At 49.5% G+C, this 22,094-nt stretch carries 27 protein-coding genes, 1 tRNA gene and 2 rRNA genes; 28 read left to right on the top strand and 2 right to left on the bottom strand.

All coding sequences use genetic code 11. The annotated features are described in order from the left end of the window. Together ACFQ0N_RS13105 and rrf are read left to right on the top strand one after the other, a co-directional pair. A 23S ribosomal RNA gene (locus ACFQ0N_RS13105) occupies positions 1–124 on the top strand; the annotation flags it as partial. 99 nt (positions 125–223) lie between these two features. Beyond that, positions 224–340 (top strand): 5S ribosomal RNA (gene rrf, locus ACFQ0N_RS13110). A 667-nt stretch (positions 341–1,007) separates the two neighbouring features. On the opposite strand, the gene ACFQ0N_RS13115 is transcribed toward rrf, so the two are convergent. Together ACFQ0N_RS13115 and ACFQ0N_RS13120 are read right to left on the bottom strand one after the other, a co-directional pair. After that, complete coding sequence (locus ACFQ0N_RS13115) at positions 1,008–1,490, bottom strand: ImmA/IrrE family metallo-endopeptidase (RefSeq protein WP_379326685.1); 483 nt, start codon at positions 1,488–1,490, stop codon at positions 1,008–1,010. A gap of 4 nt (positions 1,491–1,494) precedes the next feature. Then, positions 1,495–1,806: a helix-turn-helix domain-containing protein gene (locus ACFQ0N_RS13120; protein ID WP_379326687.1), complete on the bottom strand. Its 312-nt coding sequence runs from the start codon at positions 1,804–1,806 to the stop codon at positions 1,495–1,497. A gap of 245 nt (positions 1,807–2,051) precedes the next feature. Between ACFQ0N_RS13120 and ACFQ0N_RS13125 the strand changes: the two genes are divergently transcribed. The 26 genes from ACFQ0N_RS13125 (at position 2,052) to ACFQ0N_RS13250 (ending at position 21,999) form a co-directional block, all read left to right on the top strand. Next, a complete protein-coding gene (locus ACFQ0N_RS13125) occupies positions 2,052–2,201 on the top strand; it encodes a hypothetical protein (RefSeq protein WP_379326689.1) in 150 nt (49 codons plus the stop codon). 14 nt (positions 2,202–2,215) lie between these two features. Further along, positions 2,216–2,677, top strand: a complete 462-nt coding sequence (locus tag ACFQ0N_RS13130) for a sigma-70 family RNA polymerase sigma factor (RefSeq protein ID WP_379326691.1) — start codon at positions 2,216–2,218, stop codon at positions 2,675–2,677. Positions 2,678–2,882: 205 nt separating this feature from the next. Beyond that, positions 2,883–3,302 (top strand): phage tail terminator family protein, encoded by a 420-nt coding sequence (locus ACFQ0N_RS13135; RefSeq protein ID WP_379326693.1) that lies wholly within the window; start codon positions 2,883–2,885, stop codon positions 3,300–3,302. Then, positions 3,299–3,484 (top strand): hypothetical protein, encoded by a 186-nt coding sequence (locus ACFQ0N_RS13140; protein ID WP_379326695.1) that lies wholly within the window; start codon positions 3,299–3,301, stop codon positions 3,482–3,484. Before ACFQ0N_RS13135 ends, ACFQ0N_RS13140 begins: the two co-directional genes overlap by 4 nt. A 1-nt stretch (position 3,485) precedes the next feature. Continuing rightward, on the top strand, positions 3,486–4,811 hold the full coding sequence (locus ACFQ0N_RS13145) for a phage tail sheath family protein (protein WP_379326697.1): 1,326 nt from the start codon (positions 3,486–3,488) through the stop codon (positions 4,809–4,811). Next, positions 4,811–5,281 (top strand): phage tail tube protein, encoded by a 471-nt coding sequence (locus ACFQ0N_RS13150; protein WP_379326699.1) that lies wholly within the window; start codon positions 4,811–4,813, stop codon positions 5,279–5,281. The genes ACFQ0N_RS13145 and ACFQ0N_RS13150 overlap by 1 nt, the downstream gene beginning before the upstream one ends. 22 nt (positions 5,282–5,303) lie before the next feature. Continuing rightward, positions 5,304–5,726: a phage tail assembly chaperone gene (locus ACFQ0N_RS13155; protein ID WP_379326701.1), complete on the top strand. Its 423-nt coding sequence runs from the start codon at positions 5,304–5,306 to the stop codon at positions 5,724–5,726. A gap of 196 nt (positions 5,727–5,922) precedes the next feature. Then, positions 5,923–8,364 (top strand): phage tail tape measure protein, encoded by a 2,442-nt coding sequence (locus ACFQ0N_RS13160; protein ID WP_379326703.1) that lies wholly within the window; start codon positions 5,923–5,925, stop codon positions 8,362–8,364. Next, positions 8,364–9,113, top strand: a complete 750-nt coding sequence (locus ACFQ0N_RS13165; RefSeq protein ID WP_379326705.1) for a peptidoglycan-binding LysM — start codon at positions 8,364–8,366, stop codon at positions 9,111–9,113. The genes ACFQ0N_RS13160 and ACFQ0N_RS13165 overlap by 1 nt, the downstream gene beginning before the upstream one ends. Before the next feature lie 35 nt (positions 9,114–9,148). Next, entirely contained in the window at positions 9,149–10,123 is a 975-nt protein-coding gene (locus ACFQ0N_RS13170) for an XkdQ/YqbQ family protein (protein ID WP_379326707.1), read from the top strand. Continuing rightward, positions 10,120–10,416, top strand: coding sequence for a DUF2577 domain-containing protein (locus tag ACFQ0N_RS13175; RefSeq protein ID WP_379326709.1), 297 nt, complete (start codon positions 10,120–10,122; stop codon positions 10,414–10,416). Before ACFQ0N_RS13170 ends, ACFQ0N_RS13175 begins: the two co-directional genes overlap by 4 nt. Continuing rightward, complete coding sequence (locus tag ACFQ0N_RS13180) at positions 10,416–10,811, top strand: DUF2634 domain-containing protein (protein WP_379326711.1); 396 nt, start codon at positions 10,416–10,418, stop codon at positions 10,809–10,811. The genes ACFQ0N_RS13175 and ACFQ0N_RS13180 overlap by 1 nt, the downstream gene beginning before the upstream one ends. Then, on the top strand, positions 10,804–11,880 hold the full coding sequence (locus tag ACFQ0N_RS13185; protein WP_379326713.1) for a baseplate J/gp47 family protein: 1,077 nt from the start codon (positions 10,804–10,806) through the stop codon (positions 11,878–11,880). The genes ACFQ0N_RS13180 and ACFQ0N_RS13185 overlap by 8 nt, the downstream gene beginning before the upstream one ends. Further along, the gene (locus ACFQ0N_RS13190; protein ID WP_379326715.1) at positions 11,873–12,454 is read left to right on the top strand and encodes a putative phage tail protein; all 582 of its coding nucleotides are present in this window, start codon (positions 11,873–11,875) and stop codon (positions 12,452–12,454) included. The genes ACFQ0N_RS13185 and ACFQ0N_RS13190 overlap by 8 nt, the downstream gene beginning before the upstream one ends. Next, complete coding sequence (locus ACFQ0N_RS13195) at positions 12,451–12,738, top strand: ketopantoate hydroxymethyltransferase (protein WP_379326717.1); 288 nt, start codon at positions 12,451–12,453, stop codon at positions 12,736–12,738. Before ACFQ0N_RS13190 ends, ACFQ0N_RS13195 begins: the two co-directional genes overlap by 4 nt. Next, positions 12,735–13,892, top strand: coding sequence for a pyocin knob domain-containing protein (locus ACFQ0N_RS13200; protein ID WP_379326719.1), 1,158 nt, complete (start codon positions 12,735–12,737; stop codon positions 13,890–13,892). The genes ACFQ0N_RS13195 and ACFQ0N_RS13200 overlap by 4 nt, the downstream gene beginning before the upstream one ends. Positions 13,893–13,907: 15 nt before the next feature. Beyond that, the gene (locus ACFQ0N_RS13205) at positions 13,908–14,273 is read left to right on the top strand and encodes a hypothetical protein (protein WP_379326721.1); all 366 of its coding nucleotides are present in this window, start codon (positions 13,908–13,910) and stop codon (positions 14,271–14,273) included. A 2-nt stretch (positions 14,274–14,275) separates the two neighbouring features. Then, positions 14,276–14,464, top strand: a complete 189-nt coding sequence (locus ACFQ0N_RS13210; protein ID WP_379326723.1) for a hypothetical protein — start codon at positions 14,276–14,278, stop codon at positions 14,462–14,464. Positions 14,465–14,519: 55 nt separating this feature from the next. Further along, positions 14,520–14,807, top strand: a complete 288-nt coding sequence (locus ACFQ0N_RS13215; RefSeq protein ID WP_379326725.1) for a hypothetical protein — start codon at positions 14,520–14,522, stop codon at positions 14,805–14,807. Positions 14,808–14,827: 20 nt separating this feature from the next. Continuing rightward, positions 14,828–15,097 (top strand): phage holin family protein, encoded by a 270-nt coding sequence (locus tag ACFQ0N_RS13220; protein WP_379326727.1) that lies wholly within the window; start codon positions 14,828–14,830, stop codon positions 15,095–15,097. After that, positions 15,094–15,780, top strand: coding sequence for an N-acetylmuramoyl-L-alanine amidase (locus tag ACFQ0N_RS13225; RefSeq protein ID WP_379326729.1), 687 nt, complete (start codon positions 15,094–15,096; stop codon positions 15,778–15,780). Before ACFQ0N_RS13220 ends, ACFQ0N_RS13225 begins: the two co-directional genes overlap by 4 nt. A 912-nt stretch (positions 15,781–16,692) precedes the next feature. Then, positions 16,693–18,150, top strand: a complete 1,458-nt coding sequence (gene guaB, locus ACFQ0N_RS13230) for an IMP dehydrogenase (protein ID WP_379326731.1) — start codon at positions 16,693–16,695, stop codon at positions 18,148–18,150. Positions 18,151–18,286: 136 nt separating this feature from the next. Beyond that, positions 18,287–19,612: a D-alanyl-D-alanine carboxypeptidase family protein gene (locus ACFQ0N_RS13235; protein WP_379326733.1), complete on the top strand. Its 1,326-nt coding sequence runs from the start codon at positions 18,287–18,289 to the stop codon at positions 19,610–19,612. Between the two features lie 290 nt (positions 19,613–19,902). Continuing rightward, positions 19,903–20,490: a pyridoxal 5'-phosphate synthase glutaminase subunit PdxT gene (gene pdxT / locus ACFQ0N_RS13240; protein WP_379327307.1), complete on the top strand. Its 588-nt coding sequence runs from the start codon at positions 19,903–19,905 to the stop codon at positions 20,488–20,490. Between the two features lie 36 nt (positions 20,491–20,526). Then, on the top strand, positions 20,527–21,801 hold the full coding sequence (gene serS, locus ACFQ0N_RS13245; RefSeq protein WP_379326735.1) for a serine--tRNA ligase: 1,275 nt from the start codon (positions 20,527–20,529) through the stop codon (positions 21,799–21,801). A 109-nt stretch (positions 21,802–21,910) separates the two neighbouring features. Continuing rightward, positions 21,911–21,999, top strand: a tRNA-Ser gene (locus ACFQ0N_RS13250). Positions 22,000–22,094 lie beyond the last annotated feature (95 nt).

Consider the following 22,094-nt stretch of genomic DNA (forward strand, 5'->3'; position numbering starts at 1 on the left):
CCCCCTCAAGATGAGATTTCCCAATTAGTAAGACCCCTGGAAGACGACCAGGTTGATAGGTTCGAGGTGGAAGCGCAGCAATGTGTGGAGCTGACGAATACTAATCGGTCGAGGGCTTATCCTAAAAGGTTTCACGAAGTGAACACTTGCTTCGGAAGCATAAACACAGCTAAAGATTTTCATTCCAGTTCGTATCCAGTTTTCAGGGTGTAACACCTGAACGTTTGGTGTCGATGGCGAAGGGGAACCACGCGTACCCATCCCGAACACGACCGTTAAGCCCTTCAGCGCCGATGGTACTTGAACCGCAGGGTTCTGGGAGAGTAGGACGTCGCCAAGCACGGAGAACCGGCTGCAGTGTTGCAGCTGGTTTTTTGTTGTTCTTCTGTTTTTCTGTGTTATGGCTGGGGAGGGTAGCCGATTGTTGCACAACATGCAACATTTGCAGGTGGATGGGGCCGAATTGTACGAAATGTTGTACGTTTTGCAACAATCTCCACCATTTCGGCCCCATCAAGGAGCAGATTGTTGCATTTCGTACAACAATTCGGGGCATGCTTGCCCTCATACCGCGGATTTATTGCATAACCTGCAACATTTGAGCGAGTTCTCCCATTTGCCGGACCGTAGATCCGCTATTTGTGAACAAAACAGCCCGAACGGCTGCTTCGCGGACCGTGGTTCCGCTAATCCCCTCCAATCGCCGCGAAAACCCAGCAAAATCTACGAATAAGGGATCGTGTGTCCACGAAACTGCAAATCTGGCTGCTTTTCGTCAAATAGCGGATTGTAGGTCCACCGCACCCAGCGGCCCGCGGACCGCGGCCCGTGGACCGCCGGAGACGGATCACCGGGATGTACAACAACGGTTACGTTCTTCGATTAGACGAAGAATGGCAAATTTCGAATAGGTTGAACAGTGGAACTTCGCGGCGTCGTTTCGAGAACATACGTTCTGTTTCGAGGTGTAAAAAAATCGGCTCCTGGCGGTCCGTAAAATTGTGTGTTTAATATCGCATTGGGCGGATGTCCGTCCAATTATTCACCATCGATACATACAGTGGGTCAAAATGAACTGCATATTCGCCTGATGTTGCGTAGATTCCATATTTCTGTTTGTAAAAATCAATCGATTCCTGCAGAAATTCCTCTGTAACTTCAAGCCACTCAGCGATACTGTGGCGGCCTTCAACGCCGGCTTTCCCTGCTTGGACAATTCTGGCTAGGGGGATAAGAATCGTATGGCCGCATCTCCGGGCACGCAGTTCTTGTTTTCGGGCAGTCAGGCTTGTCTGGTCTAGGATGTCTCCGGAACTGGTGCGGTAGTGGCCGATCTCCTCTGCCAGAATGCAGCCCTTGGCAATATATGATTGGGCTTTGTTAATCCAAATGATTCCGTCTGCGTACAAGCCCTTCAGACCAGAAGGCAGTTCTTTTTCATAGACGTTCAAGCCGCTCTCTTCGGCGAGCGTTAACAGCTGCTCATACATCGGCTCACCCCTTATTGCTGTTGCGTTGTGAACGAACAAACTCCTTGAATTTTTCGATGGATGCCAGTTCTTCCTCTGTCCAATCCTCCCCATCATGATGAGCGGCAATTGTCTGAATGTCATAGTTGCCCGTCGATGCCATCTCCTCTAATTGTTCCACAGTGATACCCAAAGCCTTGCAAACTTTCATGACATTGACAACGGATGCGCCTCCTACGCCTCTCATCAGCATAGAGCGAAGTGTTGTGTATGGAATACCAGCCTTTTCAGCGAAAGCTTTCGTGTTTAATCCGGCTTTATCAATCAAACCTTTCAATACTTCAGCCCTCTTCACAGTTAATCCTCCCTCGAAAAGCATGGAATCCCACACTTCTAGCACCAGTATAATGCTGTAACGTATAAATGTAAATATTCAATTTCGTATTTTACGCGCTATTTTCATTTGACAATATACGCAATTGAACATATTATGGATTTATAATACGCAATTGAGTACTTTCTTGTACAAGTCATAGTAAATGACGGATGACCACATAAATAATGCTTAAGGAGAGGGTTGGTATGAAAACGTTGGATCGCAAAAAATTGATCGACCATATCGATGCCTGCATTGATTTGGCAGAGAGGAAGCAAGAAACCAAGGTAGCGGAAGTGTTAAAAAATTTGAAAAAGGAAATTAAGGCAGGCGAATTCAGCGCAGCCGAGCAATAAGGAGGAATAATGAGATGGACGAATTAATCCAGCGATATATCGAGACGCAGCGAACTTTGCGGGCGCTTCGCACATTAAATACGGACGAATGGGAGCGTGGCATTATCGGCGGGATGATTTCCGACTGCGAGTTCGCACTGGAGTGGCTGCGGACTGGCCGGAGGCCGGGAAACCGGCGGGGCATTGAACGGAGAGCCCGCTATCAGCGCGAGGAAATTATGGACCCCTTTCGGCTGCAAATGTATATGGTTACGCGCCAGACTGACCGATCGATGATGGATTCCAATACCGGGATGCTGCAGCTTCAAGAAATCATGGACGTCTTGTCCAATCAGGAGAGAGAATGCTTTGAAATGGCCTATGGTGAGTGTATGCCCCACACTGAAATTGCACGGTACCTTGGGTTGTCGCGCGGGAATGTTTCCACTCTCCTGCAGAGGGCGCGCAAAAAGCTGGCCAAGAAGATCGCAGAATAGAAACAACAAAAATCCTGATTATGGATTCCTTGTGGGGCAAATGCCACCAATAAGTGTAAGGGAACATTTGTTCCCTTTTTCTCTCCGAAGCGGCCGAACATGGAGGGCAGCCTGCTGCTAACCATGGTATACGAACTGCGTGAAGGGCAAGCCCCTCTGGAATGAGGCCGCTGCATATAATTGGAACAAGATGTGAGGTGAAGCGGTGGAGGATTTACAGAACGCAATCATCGGCAGGCTGACGCAAGCATATCCGGACTATCAGGTGTACGATGATGATCATGTGCCGGCAGAGATGGAAAGGCCGTGCTTTGTTGTGACGGAACTCCATTCCAAACAAACGCGCGGTGTGGATCGCCGGTATATCCGCACGGTGCTGTATGACATTCAATATTTTCCGGCTAGTCCGGCAAGCAAACAAGAATGCAGATCGATGGCCGAATGGCTGTATGAACATTTATTGTTCGTCGGGCAGGAGGGAGTGCAATTCCGCACCCTCGATATGAGCGCGGAAATTAAAGAAGGCATCCTTCATTTCTCTGCCGGTTTCAGCGTACATCTCATCTTGGGACAATCGCAGTATCCAGTTATGGAAACGATGAATGAGGAGGCGCGTCTCAAATGAGCCAACAAGAGATGGAGACTGCGGCCAGCGCTGCAGGCTACACGAAGGCACAGCTGACGTCATCTGCGCGGTATGCCGAATGGCGGGATCTTCTGGCTGCGCTGCTGGAAGAAGACAAGCTCTACTCAGAGCAGCAGGCTTTACAAATTATCGATGGATATATGAAAAGGAAGGTGAAGTAATATGGCGGGTGGAGTATGGAGCACACAAAATAAAGTACGTCCAGGCGTTTATATTAATTTTTTATCGGAGAAAAGTTCACTCGGTTCGCTTGGGGAACGAGGCATTGCCGCCTTTCCGGCGCCGCTTCCATGGGGGAAGCCGGGGCTGATTGTTTTGGATGCAGCTTCATTTCTGGATAAATCGCTCTCACTAATTGGTTACCGCGCTGGAGATGCGCGAATTCGGCATATTACAGCGGCGCTTGCTCATGCCAGCCGGGTGCTGATCTACCGTCTGGGCGCCCAAGGAGCAGAAAAAGCGTCAGCCACAGTTGGAGCCTTGAAGGCAACTGCCAAATGGGGCGGACTGCGGGGCAATGATCTTTCCGTTATTGTGCGTCAAAGCCTGGATCAGGCAGATGCCTTCGAAGTCGTTACTGCCCTTGAAGGTCAAGAGGTAGACAAGCAAATCGCGGAAACCGTCGAGGAGCTGGCGGCCAACGATTTTATTGACTGGACAGGCTCCGGACCGCTGGCGGCGACAGCGGGAGCCGCGCTAGCGGGCGGCACGGAAGGTACGGCGACAGGCGATGAATATGCAGATGCTTTTGCCGCATTTGAGTCCGAGGATTTCAATGTGCTGGGCGTTCCTGTTGACGATGTACCGACCAAGAAGCTTGCTGTGGCCTTCACGAAGCGTCTGCGGGCGGAAGGCAAGAAGATCGTTGCGGTCGTCGTAAACTATCCCGCTGCAGACCATGAAGGGGTCATCAGCCTGAAGAACGGCATCGTTACCGCCGATGGCTTGCAAGTGGAGCCCGTATATTTATTATGGGAAATCGCAGCTATGGAAGCGGCGGCGAACATGAATCAATCCTTGACTTACCAGTCTATTCAGGACGCTGTCGATGCTTACCCGCGATTGACGAACTCGCAGACGGAGCAGGCGCTGTTGAATGGCGAGCTTGTTATTACGGCTTCTAACGGCCGGGCGTATATTGAGCAGGACATTAATACCCTGGTCAGTTACACGGTGGAGAAAGGCCGCATGTTCAGCAAAAACCGCGTCGTGCGCGTGCTGGACGGTTTTGCGAACGATGTACGCCGGATTTTCGAGCAGTTCTATGTCGGCAAAGTGGATAACAACCAGGACGGCCGGGCATTGTTGCAGGGCGAGATTGTCTCCTACATGCGCAATTTGCAAGAGATTGCAGCGATTCAAAATTTCGACCCGCAATCCGACGTCCGCGTACTGGAGGGCGAACAGTCCGACAGCGTCATGATTGAAGTGCTGCTGCAGCCGGTCGACGCAATTGAAAAAATCTACATGAAAGTGAGGGTTCGCTAATGCCATTCTTAAAAGCGAAAGATACGATCAGCGGTCAAGAGGGCCGGGCATATGCAACCATTAATGGCCAAGTGGAAGAAATGTTTTATGTCAAAAAACTGGAGGCAAAGGTAGAGAAAACCAAGGCCGAGGTGAAAACGCTTGGCCGCCGCGGCACCCAGCATAAAGCGACAGGCTGGAACGGCACCGGAACGATGACGATTTACTATGTCACCTCCATTTACCGGCAGATGATGCTGGACTATATCAACAAAGGCGTAGATATGTATTTCGATGTGACAGTCGTGAATGAAGATCCGTCATCAAGTGTCGGCAGCCAGACGGTGAAGCTGACAGGCGTTAACCTCGATAGCGTCATTATGGCTTCCCTGGACACGGAAAGCGAAGCGATGGAAGAAGAGGTTGCCTTCACTTTTGAAGGGGTCGAAATCGCGGCCAACGGCAAGTTTAAACTGCCCACATTGGGCTAATTTTATACGGGAGGGTACATAAATGAGCGATTTAAGCGTATTTTTTGCAGGTAATGCGGCCGTTGAGGTGACAGAGGATGTAGTCATTTCGCCACGCTTTAAAGATAAAAAAGGCAATGCCGTGCCATGGAAAATCCGCAGCATGACAGAGGATGAGAATGAACAATGCCGCAAAGCGGCAACGAAGAAGGTTAAAACGAAGAACGGCCAGTATGTGCCGGAGACGGACTACAACCAGGTTGTTGTCAACACGGTTGTGACAAGCGTCGTTTTTCCAAATTTGAAGGACGCGGAGCTGCAGAAGTCCTATGGCGTTGTCGGGGCAGACGAGCTGTTGAAAAAGATGCTGCTGCCCGGCGAATACGCCGCGCTCGTGCAAAAGGTGCAGGACATTAACGGCTACGACCGCGAAATGAACGAGCTTGTTGACGAGGTAAAAAACTGATCAAGGAGGGCGATAGCGAGGCGAATTACGCTTACTACGCCCTCCACGAGCTCGGTATCCTCCCCCATGATCTGGTCAAGATGAGCCGCTATGAAAAAGCGGCCATCTTCGCCATGATCGATATACGCGTCGAAGCTGAAAAGCAAGCGATGCGAAAACGGAAAGGCAAATAAGCGATAGAAGGGAGTGAGACAGGATGCCATCGTTTGAAGATACTTTGAACATGTTCAAGACGATGTTTTCTGGGATGAGCAGCGACTATGAAAACTCGCTTCGTGATATGGCAACTCGAATGAACCAAAATGCCAGTGAGGGAGAGCAGCAAATCAAGAAGCTGAAAGATATGATTCGCGCCCCTGCTCGTATGAAATTGGTGATAGATGCCCAGAGTGCCATAGACAAAGTGCAGCTTCACATTTCCTCATTAGCCAAACAAGTCGATGCTTTAAATAGTAAAGCCAGATCTATTAAAATCAAACCTCTCATAGATATTGCTAAAGAGGGTGTCATACAGAAAGCAGAAGCTATACGCAAGCAAATTCAAAAACAGCTTATTGTAGCGACAATAAGCACCAGGCTAATGATGCCTGAAGAAGGGATCCGCGCCTCTCTGGCAAAGAAAGCAGAAGCTATACGCAAGCAAATTCAAAAACAGCTTATTGTAGCGACAATAAGCGCCAGGTTGATGATGCCTGAAGGAGGGTTCCGCGCCTCTCTGGCAAAAGCATTTGAACCGGTGAGTAATAAATGGAATACACTTATGTCGAAATATCGCAGCTTTAGAGAGAAACGGAAAGGTGAAAAAATCAGTGGGGCCAGCAAGGCAGCCAGTAAGACAGAAGAGGCTGCCGAAAAAGCCAAAGCCCCTTTTTTCGGAAAGATAAAAGATTTTGCCGCCAAGCATGTTACAGTAGGCAGTGCAAAAAAGCTCATGAATGCTACAGTTGCTCCTGCCATGGATCAGATGCAGTTGGAAGATACGTTCAAGGCTCGCACTGGCGACTCGAAAGTTGGCAGTGCAATGTTCGCTAAGTTCAAGCAGGACGCTTTGGCGGCAGGGCAAGATGTCAATCAAACGCTGAAAAATACGTTATCCTTTATGCCAATGACGAAAAATACGAACCAGCTTGGCGAGCTGAATCGGCTTGCCCAGCAGATGGCGGTATTTGATACAAGCGGCAACGGGCTGGAGAAAGCAGCAAATGCTTTGCAAGCTGCAATGTCGGGTGACGTCGGTTCACTTGCAAGCAGCTTTAATATGTCCAAAGCGGATGTTGAAGCAGCTAATTTAGGACAGTTCGCCAATGCGGGGGATCTTGACGGCTTTATTCAGGCCTTTGACCAATTGCTGGAGAAGCAGCAGATGGGCAAGGAAGCTTTTGAAACGATGATGGCTACCCCTGCCAAGCAGGTGGAGACGCTGCAAACCAATTTCAATCAGGCTATGGCCGATATTGGCATGGCGGCAGCTGAGAGCTTGTTGCCAATAATTACAATGCTGAATGAAGCGTTTCAGGAAGGCAAGTTCGATCCTTTTATCCAAAGTTTGAGCGACGGTTTAAACTGGGTAGCGCAAGCAGCACTAGGTATCTATAATGCTGCAATGCAAGTTTTTGCATTTTTCATGGAAAATTGGTCGATTATTGGGCCTGTTGTAGAAGCGGTAGCTATTGCTGTTGGTGTATTGGCGTTCGCTATACAGGTTGCTTCGATTGCTCAGGCTATATTTAATGCCGTTATGGACGCAAATCCCTTTGTTTTAATTGCTTTGCTTATCATCGGTGTTATCACGGCTCTGGTTGCGTTATGGCAAAATAATGATGCATTCGCCGCTGCGTTGATAACAGTATGGAATAGCATTTTAGGTTTCTTTGATCAAATCCCGATCTTCTTTATGTGGGTTGGCAATGGTATTGTTAGTGCTTTTCTGTGGGCCAAAGTAGAGGCGCTTAAATTGATGGAAGGCTTGGCCAATGGTGTAATAGATGCGATTAACTGGATTATAGAAAAGTTAAATTCACTACCGTTTATTGAGATCCAAGCTATTGAAAATGTAAGCTGGGCAGCTGAGGCGGCTGTCGATGCCGAGGCCATTCGCCAGGCTAACGAACAAAAGCTAAAAAATGCACAGGATGAAGCTGCACAAAAAGCAGCGGAACGTGATGCGGATCTAGATCGATTCATTAAAGAGCGGCAACAGGAACGTGATAGAAAGAATGCTGACCCCACTAAGCAGCAGAAGGACATAATGAATGACTGGAATAAAAGCCTGCCTAAACAAGATCCGAACAACAAACCGCCCGGCAGCCCTGGTCTAAGCAATGCAAGTAAGCTTGCTAATCCGGCATCTAATGCGGCAGCAAGCAACATTGGCAGCGTCGGTAATATCGGCAATGTCGACAAAGTGAACAGCGTGGGCGGCATCGATGATACGGTAGACATCTCAAGCGAGGACTTGAAAATTATGCGTGATCTTGCCGAGGTTCAGTCGATCCAGAACTTTGTTTCTCTCACTCCCCAAGTCAATGTAACGACCGGGCCGATCATGAAGACGATCGATGAAGATGAGATGATCAATAAAATTGTTGCCGCGGCGGAAAGAGAAATTTCCGAAGCCGCCAAAGGGGTGTATGCATAATGGCAATGCCGAAATTAGAACGCGATTACAACATTTACATGTCGTGGAATAACTATCAGGAAGCGATCTACTTGCCCGTTATGCCTGAAAGGATAGAACTCAAACGGAAAGGCAACGGCAATACTTATGAAATTGTAGGGCTTGGCCAAATTAACACCATTCAAGCCCGGGATTTGGCGGAAATCAGCTTTGAAAGCTTTTTTCCTGGACGCGAGAGATTTCCGGACAATATGTCGGCGGGCAGCTATGTCCCCTTTCTTTCGTCAGAGGTGAAAAAGAACCCGGCAGCGCTCATTCAACCCCCGACGCACTATGTGAACCATTTGAATCGATGGCAGGATTCACGCCGGCCTGTCAGATTTGTATATAAAAGTCCTGTGCTCAACATCAGCCTGGCGGTCAGCATTGAACAGTTTGACCGTTGGGAGGAGGCGGGCGCAGAAGGTGATGTCAGCTTCAAGTTGACGTTAAAGGAGTACGCCTTCCATACGGCGCGCAAAATCATTATCGAGAAAAACCCGGTTACCGGCAAGCAAAAGGTCAAGCAGGCTCCCAAGCCAAGGCTGGATGAGCGAGTGCGCCCCAAAACGTATACGCTTAAGCCAGGAGACGATCTGGTTAAAGTAGCCAGGCTCTGGTATAGCGATTCTTCGGTCGCGAAAGAAATACAAAAGCTCAACAACATCCCTGACGCTCAGCTCAAAAATTTGCCGGTCGGCAAGGTCATCAAATTGCCGGAACGGAAATAAAGATCGCAAACCGCTAAGGTAAGGAGGAGCCGGACATGTTTGAAGTGATTCTAGATAACCGCGACGGGACGATGTGGAACATATCAGAGCTAATCACCTCTATAACTTGGAAGACCAGCCGCATCGGCAAAGCGGGAAGTGTGGACATTACATTTGTCGATGATCCCTATTGGCGCAACGAGTCGTTCCGTTTTGAAGTTGGCAATATCGTCCGGGTAAAAAAAGGGGAAACCCCGCTCATTCTGGCCTATATTTTTGAAGTCTCGGAAGGATTGGACCGCAAGGTTACGCTAAAATGCTACGATCAGACGCGCTATTTAATGGCCAGCGATCACTACGTGGAAGTCAATGTGACGGCTACGGAGGTCATTAAAACATTAGCCGGACGCCTGGAGTTGAAGGTTGGCGATCTGGCGGATACGAAGTACATCATCCCCAAAATTTCAGAAGATGCCCAGAAGATGATGGACATTATTTGCAAAGCGCTGACCGAAACGATGACCGCTACGCTGGAAACGTTTGTTTTCTATGACGATTTCGGCGAGCTTGTGCTCAAGTCGCTGCAAGATATGAAAGTGGACCGGCTCGTGCTTGGCGACAACGCGCAGGTCAGTGATTACTCCAAGTCGGTCTCGATAGATAACGATACGTATAACTATATCATTTTAGCCCAGGACGACAAAAAAGCGGGAATCCGCAATTTGTATAAGGCCCAGGATAGTTCAACCATCGCCAAATGGGGACGGTTGCAAGTTTATGATACGGTAGATGAAAAGTACAATGTGGAGCAAATTAAGCAGCTTTTGGATGCAAGGATCAAGCTCAGCAACCGTCCTACCCGCAAATTGAGCATTACCGCTTTGGGGGATGCGCGGATTCGTGCCGGTTCTTCATTCCGGCTGCAATTGAGCGCAATAGGTGTGGATAGCGATGCGGTCGTAACGGAATGCACACATAAGTTTGAGGGAAACGAGCATACGATGTCACTGGAAGTGGTGGTGAGAGAATGAGTCTAGTTGATGTGATGAAAAAAATTAGCGTCGGCGCTGTGGAAGCGTCCAGCCCGGCGGCAATTTATTATGGAACAATTATTAGCACCGATCCTTTGAAGGTAAACGTTGACCAGCGGTTTAACCTTCCAAAGGATTTTTTAGTTGTGCCGGAGACGCTTATGGAGTATAAGGCTGTGATCGGCGGCCAGGAGGTTGTCATCCGGCGTGGGCTGGAGACGGGAGACCATGTGGTGATGCTGCGAGCCCCCGGCGGACAGCAGTATATCTTGTTGGACCGGGTGGTGGAGTAATGACGATACCGATAGGCAGCATCGCTGACCACAATCAGGAGATTACTGCGGAGCCTAGCCGAACCTATCGTCTGGATCCGGCTTCCGGGCGGATTAGCGGCCATATCGACGGCATAGAAGCCGTCAGGCAAGCGGTATTCAAAATTTTGCGCACCGAGCGGTTTGCTCATGTAATTTACAGCGGCGATTTTGGCCATGACATCAGACAATCTGGAGATTTTTCCTATCAGTTGGAGGGTTGGATTCACGATGCTTTGACACAGGACGACCGGATCGACGACATTACCGATTTCAAGCTGGACATATCCGGCGATCAGGCATTGATCCAATTTACCGTCGTCTCCGCTTACGGCAGATTTAATATCTCGGAGAGGAGGGATACTGCGGATGTATGAACATCAAACGTATGAAACCATTTTGCAGCGTATGCTGAATCGGGTGCCGGATAATGTGGACAAGCGCGAGGGCGCCATTATTTACGATGCCCTGGCCCCGGCAGCGATGGAAATGGCGATTATGTATGCTGCGCTGGATACGGATTTGTCGCTCTCTTTTGCAGACACGGCGACAGGTGAGTATTTAAGCCGACGCACAGCCGAGTTCGGCATTAACCGCCACTCTGCGACGAAGGCCCGGCGCTTGGGGCGATTTTACAATAGCGGCGGCGAGTTTGTTGCCATTCCGACCGGGAGCCGGTTTGGCATTGAAGGGGTCGTCTATACTGCCCTTGCCAAGCAATCGGCCGGCAATTATGTACTGGAGTGCGAAGCGCCTGGCGAGATCGGCAACCAAAAATCAGGCGACCTGCTTCCTGTAGATTATGTGACAGGGCTGGCGCGGGCTGAATTGGCGGATGTTCTCGTACCCGGCGCCGATGAGGAGACGGATGAGGCACTGCGCCAGCGGTATTTTACGGCGCTTAACGAGCAGCCTTTCGGCGGCAATATTGCAGACTACAGAACCAAAATCGGCAGTATAGCCGGCGTCGGCGGCGTGAAGGTTGCCCCGGCATGGCAAGGCGGCGGCACGGTCAGATGTATATTGATCGCCAATGATTTTAATGTACCTTCGGCAACGCTCATTGAGAATGTACAGGAGGCGATCGATCCGGCGCCGCAGGGCAAGGGGCTTGGTCAGGCTCCGATTGGCCATACGGTGACAATTTCAGGCGTTGCCGCTGTGACGATCAATGTGGAAACGACGCTTACTTTGGCGGCCGGCATGACGATCGGTCAAGTGCAAAGTGATGTCGAAGCCGCTATAGGCGAGTATATGCTGATGCTACGGCGGAGCTGGGCCGCAGAAACAGAGCTTGTCGCCCGCATAAGCCAAATTGAAGCGAGGATACTGACTGTCCCGGGGATTGCGGATGTAACAGGCACGAAATTGAACGGCAGCACCGGGAATGTGACGCTGCAGGCAGAGGAGATCCCGCTGCCGGGGACGGTGATTTTACATGACTGATCTAATGGTTTTTTTGCCGGAGCTGTACCGGGATATTAAGGAGTTTGTCGAGCTGACGCAGACGGAGGATGCAGAGCTGGCGTCATTGTCGCTCGCGATCCAGCGTGTGCTTGACGACCAATTTATTACCACTTCTACTGAGCGGGCCGTCAAAAGGCGGGAAAAGCCGCTGGGGATCCAAGCCGACCCTACTCTGGAGACGCTGGAGTTTCGGCGCAAACGGCTAATTAACCGCTACTCCACCCGCCCGCCGTTTACCGTTCGTTACTTGCAGCAGCGGCTGGATGCTTTGCTTGGGCCCGGCATGGCTGAAGTATCTGTTGATGCACAAAACTTTGTGCTCACCGTGACGATCGGCATTCCGGATGCGGCCTATTTCAAGGAAATTATACGAACGATTGATATCGTCAAGCCGGCCAACCTGGAATATAAGCAGCAAACTGCAATCATGGACGGCATCGTGCTGGAGGAGCATATCTGGGCCATGCCTCTAATACGAAAAACAAAGCTAGGGTCGTGGCAGCTTGGAACGACTCCTTTTGCAATGGAAGGGCAGGAGGTGCAAATCAAATGATCGCAACAGCTTATTTGGGCGAGCTCGCCAGTTACACGAACAACAAAATCGCCAAAGTGGTCATCAATGGAACTTTTGAGATCACTTCATTTTCAGTCAAGCAGGCAACGGGCGGTGTCATTGAAATGAAGTACATGATCCCGAACGGGGCCGTCCCCGAGGCGACTTTGGTTGAGCTGAGGAGCGCTGGTAATGACGTCATCAGCTCCAATGTCGTATCTGTGCCAATTACGAGCGATACGATCATTACGCAGAAAATTCAGGTAAGGGAGGCGCAGGCATGAGTTATCAAGGGAAAACGGACTGGAAGCATAACGACACCGTGACGGAAAAAGATATGAACCGGATTGAGCAGGGGGTTCTGGATGCGAATGCAGATAATTCTGCAACCGACGATAAAATCGGCACCCGGACGATAAACGATTCAGCGGCGCCAACGGCAAATACTAGCAAGCTGACCGGGCTGCTTGGCTGGCTTGGCCATATGATAAAGGCGATCACTGGGGAGGCGTCATGGCGGACATTGCCGGGTATGACGATTAAGGGGATAAAGGCGATGTTGGATGCAGCGACAGCAGCAGCGACGCCCAACACTATGATTAAACGCGACGCATCGGGGCGTGCGAAGGTAGCCACTCCAGTTGCATCGGATGATATAGCGCGTAAAGCAGAGATTGACGCAGCACTAAATGATGCAATTGATTTTGCGAAAAGCTTCGGTCTGGGAGCTGGTTTAAGGTCGTTTGTGTCAGATCTGAACGATCTGCCGACAAGCGGCGGAACTGGATTTTATGCGACGGGTGGTGAAGGAGCCCTGAATATACCACCTGGGAGTGGTGGAAACGGATCAGTAATACACATCGCACGAGATTCTAGACCTTCACAGCTTTACATGGATTATGTTAGTCGTAAAGTATATCATCGAGGCTACACGGCGACTGGGTGGAATGATTGGGTTGAATTAATAAACAGTAGTGGTGGCACAATGACAGGCAGTCTTTCGATGGCACCGGAAAACGGTTCGGCAAATAACCGATCAAACGTTGTATATTTCCAATATCGCGAGGCATCAGGACAGCTAAAAACAACCTTTATTCAAGTTCGTGCTGATGGGGTGCCTATCTTCCGTGATAGCGGAGGAAAACAACATGATTTCTGGCATGGGGGAAATTGCCATGCCAGCATTTCGACTATCGGATATCAAAAACTAGCGAGTGGATTGATTATTCAGTGGGGGAGAGCAGATATTCCTTCAGGTGTCATCACTTCGGTACCTTTTCCAGCCACTTTTCCAACTGAGTGTGCGGTCGTAGCGCCAACAATTGACACCCCTGCTGCATTCCCTGTAGGGACATCAGGTTTAACCAAAAGCTATTTTAACGTTGTGCATTCGTCCAACGCTACACGTCTAGTGACATGGATTGCTGTAGGTTATTAAGGGAGGGTGTGGAATTTGGAAGAAGAACAAAGAAAGTTGCAATATTATGTTGATTTCCCGGCTAATCTGCCGATACCTATTTTTTACTCAAATGAGTTTAATGGTGAAAACATACCAGAATCTGCAATACCAATAACGGATGAGCAATGGCAAGAGTATGTAGCTGCCGCGCATTTGTATCGGCTGGACGAGGATGGTAAGTCTATTCGCCTAAAGACACGTAAAGAGCTTGATGATGAAGCAGCAGCGCGCCAGCCAGCACCCAAAACGCCAGAACAGCAGCAAATCGAAGCCCTGGAAGCCGAAAACGCCGATCTTAAATCCCGTTTGGGCGATGTTGAATTGATTATGGCTGACTTACTAATTGGGAGAGGTGAATAGCCATGTCGAATGCATTGAAACAAGCTAAAACCCGCTTGTTTGCAAATGCTTCCATTACTCGTTGGGATGCTGGCGAACGGGACATGGAACCGATTGTACAGTCATATAATCAGTCTGCTTCTGATTCTGAGCTTATACTTGTGCAAATCATTGCAAAGCGCCAAGATATTCCGATTTCGATGACAAATTAACATTTTTATATAGGGCTTCGCATAGCGCGGAGCCTTTAATATTTGGGGGTGAACTATGGATACAGCTGCAATTATATCGGTCATTGCCGCGATCTCCGGCATTGTGCTCGGATGGCTGGGGAGGTCGCGGACAGTGAGACAAGACACGGCGCAGGATGCCGGAAGAGATGCGAAGCTGCAGGCAGACATGGACTATATTAAGCACGGTATAGAAGATATACGGATTGAGCAGCGCGTACAGGGTCAGAGGTTTGACGCGCTGGCAGAACGGGTCACGAGGGCTGAGGAGTCCATTAAACAAGCCCATCACCGGATTAACCGGCTGGATGGCGGAAACCAATGAATTACAAGGAGATGATTATAATGGAATGGAACGCTATTTTTGAACTAATCGATCCACAATTACTAATCGTAGTTGCTGTGTGCTGGGTACTCGGCCTATCCATCAAGCAAGTGCCGCGAGTTCCCGATTGGAGCATCGTATTCATATTGACTGTGTTTGCAATTGCTACAGTAATCGGTCTGACAGGTCTATCTGTCCAAGCTGTATTGCAAGGCATTCTATGCGCAGCGGTAGCGGTCTACGGCCATCAGCTTGCCAAGCAAGCCCATGAAGGGAGCAGACAGCGATGAATTACATAAAAGACCATATCCCGCTTTCCACACCCCATAGACGCCGCCAAGGCACCAAGATTATTCCGACGACAATCACCATACATAACACCGGCAACCCATCCAGCACAGCCCGCAATGAACGCGGTTGGTTAACGAACCCAAGCAATGAACGGGAGGCATCCTTTCACATTGTTATTGACCAACTGGAGGCAATTGAATGCATTCCAACCAATGAAAAGGCGCTGCATGCAGGTTCTGCAAATGGAAACATGACATCGATCGGTATCGAAATTTGCGAGAGCGGCGATTATGCCAAGACGCTGGACAATGCCGCGCAATTGGTTGCCGACATGCTGCGGGAACGAGGTTGGGGTACAGAACGGCTGCGGCGGCATTATGACTGGTCAGGAAAAATATGTCCGCACCTGATGTATGATGGAGGCCGCTGGACAGGTTGGCAATCTTTTATTGATTTGGTTCAAGTTAAACTGAAGCCAGCGGCACCAGCCACACAGCCAACAGAGAAGATAGTGTTGGCACCGGATAAAATAAGCGTAGAGGTTAATGGTGTTTTGATACGGGATAGCTGGCTGGACAGCAAAAATGGCATTACATACGTTCCGCTGCGAGCTGTTGCGGAGGCTTTGGGAGCCCAAGTGAAATATGACAGCAGTACGAAAACTGCTAAAGTGACCAAATAATCCATTGCCGATGAGTTCGGTAGATTCCCACGCATGCCTGGCGAATTTGTTGCACAAAACACAACATTTCAAGCAGCATTCAGCCATATTTGCCGAAAATATTGTACGTTTTGCAATAATCAACGCCACTCCTCCCCCTTAAAGGAGCAGATTGTTGCACTCTGTACAACAACTAGCCGCTATGCCTGCTTCCCATCATGAAGCTATTGCATAAACTGCAACATTTCAACGCATTTTCCCTTCGACGGAGGTGGCAAGGGAGAGTCGCTAAGGCTGTTTCAACACTTGACGGACCGTAGATCCCTTATCTGTGAACAAACCAGCCCAAACCGCCGCTTCGCGGACCATAGTTCCGCTATCGGCCCCCACTCGCCACCAAAAACAAGCAAAATCCGCAAATAACGGATCGTGTGTCCGCGAAAGCCCACACTAAGCCTGTTTTCGCCAAAATAACGGATCTAATGTCCGCGAACGACAGTGAACGAGCGAGCAAGCGCGCGTATGCGCCCGAGCCCACGCTATCGCCAGCCGCCGTCGCCGCACCACCCAATCTCCAACCCGCGTTACATCCCACTGATAGACTCTCGATCCACTTCAGCATCTGCCTTTCTTGATATATCTGTATCTCAATATATACAGCGCCGCACCTCTATTTACAGCTCTGAAATATTTTACTTCTTATTGGCTAACAATATGTATAAAGCACAATAGCCACTATTCCGCCAAAAAATGGAACAAGAGAAGGCGAGTTCCAGCCGAACGCTCCCTGCGGTGAACAGACTGTACACGCCCTTTTGCAAAGGGCGTGAAATTTTCAAGAGCGATGTTTACTTGCTTCGGCTAACTGTGATAAACTATCAAAAATATAGAGCGCTAAGGAAGATATCGGAGAAATCAAGGGAGGCACCTGCTGTGTGGGAAAATAAATTTGCTAAAGAAGGACTTACATTCGATGACGTATTGCTCGTTCCCCGTCGATCGGAAGTACTGCCCAGGGAAGTTGACGTTTCGGTCCAGCTAAGTCCGCAAGTGAAGCTGAATATTCCGCTCATGAGCGCTGGGATGGATACTGTTACGGAAGCGGCATTGGCGATTGCAATCGCTCGTGAAGGCGGCATCGGAATTATCCATAAAAATATGTCGATTCAACAGCAAGCGGAAGAAGTGGACCGGGTCAAACGGTCCGAGAGCGGCGTTATTACAAATCCATTTTCGCTGACGCCGGACCATCATGTATATGATGCTGAAGAGCTGATGGGCAAATATCGGATTTCCGGGGTGCCGATTGTGGATGAAGACAAGAAGCTTGTCGGCATTATTACAAACCGCGACTTGCGCTTCGTGCATGATTATTCCATCAGAATCAGCGAAGTTATGACCCGCGACAATCTTGTCACCGCACCGGTAGGAACGACGCTTGAGCAGGCGGAAGTGCTGCTGCAAAAGCACAAGATCGAAAAGCTGCCGCTAGTGGATGAGACGAACACGCTCAAAGGATTAATTACGATAAAAGATATCGAAAAAGCGATTCAGTTCCCTCATGCAGCCAAAGACGCGCAAGGGCGGCTGCTCTGCGGCGCAGCTGTAGGCATTGCCAAAGATACGCCGGAGCGTGCCGCGGCGCTTGTTGAAGCCGGCGCGGACGTTGTCGTAATCGATACAGCTCACGGTCATCAACGCAATGTAATTGAAATGGTGAAGAAATTGCGCTCGGCCTATCCTGAATTGACGATTGTAGCCGGCAACGTGGCGACTGGCGACGGAACCCGCGACTTGATTGAAGCGGGCGCATCGGTTATTAAAGTCGGTATGGGCCCAGGCTCGATTTGTACAACGCGGGTTATTGCCGGTATCGGCGTACCGCAAATTACAGCGATTTATGATTGTGCGGATGTGGCGCGCAAATACAATATACCTGTTATCGCTGATGGCGGCATCAAATATTCCGGAGATGTGTCCAAAGCGATCGCTGCAGGCGCTAGCGCAATTATGATCGGCAGCCTGTTTGCAGGCACGGAGGAAAGCCCGGGCGAGCAAGAAATTTACCAGGGGCGCCGTTTCAAAGTCTATCGCGGCATGGGCTCCATTGGTGCGATGAAAGAAGGCAGCAAGGACCGCTATTTCCAAGAGAATGAGAATAAGCTCGTTCCGGAAGGGATCGAAGGGCGCGTTCCGTTCAAAGGGCCACTCGCGGATACTGTGCACCAACTGATTGGCGGCCTGCGTTCCGGCATGGGCTATTGCGGCGCGAAAACGATCGAAGAGCTGAAAAACGACACCCAGTTTATTCGAATTACAAATGCTGGATTGCGGGAAAGCCATCCGCATGATGTACAAATTACGAAAGAAGCGCCCAACTACTCGTTGTAGAAGGTGGGACTATAAGCACAAGGACAGGTTGGGAAGGGCGATTAGTATCGTTTTCCCTGCTTGTCCTTTTTTTGATGGGCGGCGGTGTGATACAATGGGAAATAGATTATTAATTATGGATAAAGGAGCGAAGACGTTGAAACGGAACCGAACACTAGCACGACTAAAGCCGTTTATTGCCGGTCTGTTAGCCGTGTGGTTGCTGACATTAATGATGGGTTCTGCGATAGTAGAAGCGGCACCGGACAAGAAAGACAACAAGACGCAAACGCCAACGCAAAACAATAATCCGCTTGGTCTCGACGTACAGGGAGCGGCCATTTTGATTGATGCGGTGACAGGGCAAGTACTGTATGGGATGAATGCAGACACACCTCTTCCTCCAGCAAGTATGACCAAGCTGATGACTGAATATATCATATTGGAAGAAATCTCAGCGAAAAGGCAATCCTGGGATACAGTTGTAACGACTTCCAAAGAAGCGGCTTCGACCCCGCCGGACGGATCGCAAATTTATTTGGCTGAGGGCGACAAGCATACGCTAAAGGATCTATACATCGCTATGGAGGTTGGCTCCGCAAATGATGCGACCGTAGCGCTGGCAGGGCATATTGCCGGGTCCGAGCAGGCATTTGTAGAGAAAATGAACGAAACGGCGCAAAAGCTGGGACTGAAAACGGCTCATTTTACAAGCGCGACTGGACTCCTGGAAACTACTATTATTTCCGCACGCGATCTTTCTAAGCTGGCACAAATATTGCTCAGAGATCATAAAGAGTTTTTGGACTACTCCAAAATTTCTACCTATAAATTCCGCGAGCGGGATAAGAAGCCAATGCTTAACTGGAACTGGATGCTCGAATCGCATAAGAACAATCCTGATGCTAAGGGCGTTAGGCATTTGGCTTATGATGGAGTGGACGGTCTGAAAACCGGCTTTATCAGCAAAGCGGGATACTGCTTCGCGGGAACGGCGCAGCGCGGAGATACGCGCCTGATTACGGTTGTGATGAATACAAAGTCGAAGGAAGCGCGGTTCCGCGAAACGGCCAAGCTGCTTGACTATGGATTTAACGAGTTTGAAAGAAAAACAGTCGTCGCTCCAAAAACAGCAATAGAAAATGCCGCAACGGTTAACATAAAGAAAGGCGTATCGACCGAGGTGCCGGCGATTACAAAGTCGGATATTACTTTCCTGGTCAAGAAAAATTCCGAGCCAAAAATTGAGCAGACGCGTCTTGATCTGCTGCCGGAAGATCAACTGATTGCTCCGATTTCCAAGGAGCAAAAGCTTGGTACAGTAACCTACAAGTACACGGATCCATCCGGCCAGACAGTTGAAAAAACGGTCGATTTGATTGCCTCCGAGGATGTGGAAAAAGGCAGCTGGTGGCGTCTTATGTTCCGGGCAATCAAAGATTTCTTTGTCGGTTTGTTCAAAGGGATCGTTGATTTGTTCTAACCACATAAGAATTTGTAAGATTCCAAGCTATGCGGAAAAACAAATTCTTATTGGCGATAAAAACTGCCTTATGCTTACGAAGCGGGTTTGCCAGGCAAACCTTTAGGTCACTCATCCTCGAATGACTTCGAAAGAAGTTTTTCTCATCGGCAAAAGGAATCTGTGGTTGTCGATTGCAGCCGAATACTGTAAAATCAATGGTTAGAGCAGAATTAGCGGCTAGTAATAATCGTTTAATAAGCGACGGCGGCAGCCGTCGCTTCATATTAGAAAGAAGGCCGATGAAGACGATGAAAATAGGCGTATTGGCGCTTCAAGGCGCTGTAACGGAACATATGCGAAGCATCGAGGCGGCTGGCGGCGAAGCAGTCGCAGTCAAGCTCACGGAGCAGCTTGAAGATCTGGACGGAATCATTATTCCTGGCGGAGAAAGTACGACGATTGGCAAGCTGATGCGCAAGTACGGTTTTATCGAGGCGCTTCAGCAATTTTCCAAACAAGGCAAACCGCTATTTGGAACGTGCGCCGGTCTAATCGTTCTGGCCAAGCAGATTGAGGGTCAGGAAGAGACGCATTTGGGCATAATGGATATAACGGTTGCCCGCAATGCATTTGGCCGTCAGCGTGAAAGCTTTGAAACCGATTTGCCGGTAAAAGGCATTGACGAGCCGATTCGCGCCGTTTTTATTCGCGCTCCCTTAATTAAGGAGGCTGCGCCAGGGGTTGATGTATTGTCAACTTACAATGGTGAAATTGTCACTGCGCGCCAAGGGCATTTGCTGGCCTGTTCCTATCATCCAGAGCTGACAGATGATTATCGACTGCACGCCTATTTTCTCAATATGGCGCAAGAGGCGGCCGCTGCGGCTGGAAAATAGTAATTATTAGCCCTAAAAGAGAGGGGTATACGTTTCGTGTTAGATGTAAAATTGTTAAGAAATGATTTTGCCAAGGTAGAGCAAGCATTGCAAAATCGGGGGAAATCGCTTGATCTGATCGCAGGCTTTCCTGCGCAGGACGCCAGGCGGTTAGAAATTTTGCAAGAGGGCGAGCGGCTCAAAAACCGCCGTAACACTGTATCTCAAGAAGTAGCCAAGCTCAAGAAGAGTGGCGGGGATGCAGAGGAGCTCATTCTTGAAATGCGCCAAGTAAGCGACCGTATTAAAGAATTGGATGAAGAGCTGCGTGAGGCTGAAGCGGCCATAGAAGAATTGACGCTCGCGATTCCGAATATTCCGAATGAAACTGTGCCAGTAGGCGCATCTGAAGAGGATAATGTAGAAATCCGCCGTATTGGTGATGTGCCAAGCTTTGATTTCGATCCGAAGGCACACTGGGAAATTGCTCAAAATTTGGGTATGCTCGACTTCGAAACAGCGGGTAAGGTAACAGGTTCGCGCTTTGTCATTTATCGGGGATTGGGCGCTCGGCTGGAGCGTGCGTTAATCAACTTTATGATGGATTTGCACAGCGACAAGCATGGGTACAGCGAGATGCTGCCGCCATATATCGTAAATCGGGATAGCCTGATCGGCACTGGGCAGCTGCCTAAGTTTGAGGAAGACCTGTTCAAAATCGCCGATACCGATTATTATTTGATACCGACTGCTGAAGTGCCGGTAACGAATGTGCACCGCGATGAAATTTTGAGCGTCGAGGATTTGCCGAAGAACTATGTCGCTTACAGCGCATGCTTCCGTTCCGAGGCGGGAGCTGCCGGCCGGGACACTCGCGGACTGATCAGGCAGCACCAATTCAACAAGGTTGAGCTGGTCAAGCTGTGCAAGCCGGAGGACTCTTACAACGAGCTGGAGACTTTGTCCGAGAATGCCGAGAAGGTACTGCAGCTGCTGGGGCTGCCATACCGCGTTATGACGCTTTGTACCGGGGATATGGGCTTCACGTCGGCGAAGACCTACGATCTGGAAGTTTGGCTGCCAAGCGGCGGCACGTACCGCGAAATTTCGTCGTGCTCGAACTTTGAAGATTTCCAGGCACGCCGTGCAGGGATCCGTTTCCGTCGCGAAGCGAAGAGCAAGCCTGAATTTGTGCATACGCTTAATGGTTCAGGACTGGCGATCGGCCGCACATTCGCAGCCATTCTGGAAAATTACCAGCAGGCAGACGGTTCAGTCATTATACCGGAAGCATTGCGGCCATATATGGGCGGCCTAGAAGTTTTACGCTAATTTGCCAAAAAAATATTTGATCCACAGGTCAAAAATGAGTTGATTATCTTTTTTGGCCTGTGGTACAATAAGTAGTGCATTGTTCTTAAGAGAGCAGTGATTATGATGTGGAGAGGTACCGAAGCGGTCATAACGGGGCGGTCTTGAAAACCGTTAGGGCGCAAGCCCACGTGGGTTCGAGTCCCACCCTCTCCGCCAGATTATAGCGATCAACTGCTGTGCGTATATGAGACGTGCAGCATTTTTTTGTTTATTAATGAAAACGTATTATAAATCTTTACCTAAATTTAAGC

It is taken from the genome of Paenibacillus sp. GCM10027626 (assembly GCF_042676285.1).
Lineage (GTDB): Bacteria > Bacillota > Bacilli > Paenibacillales > Paenibacillaceae > Paenibacillus_Z.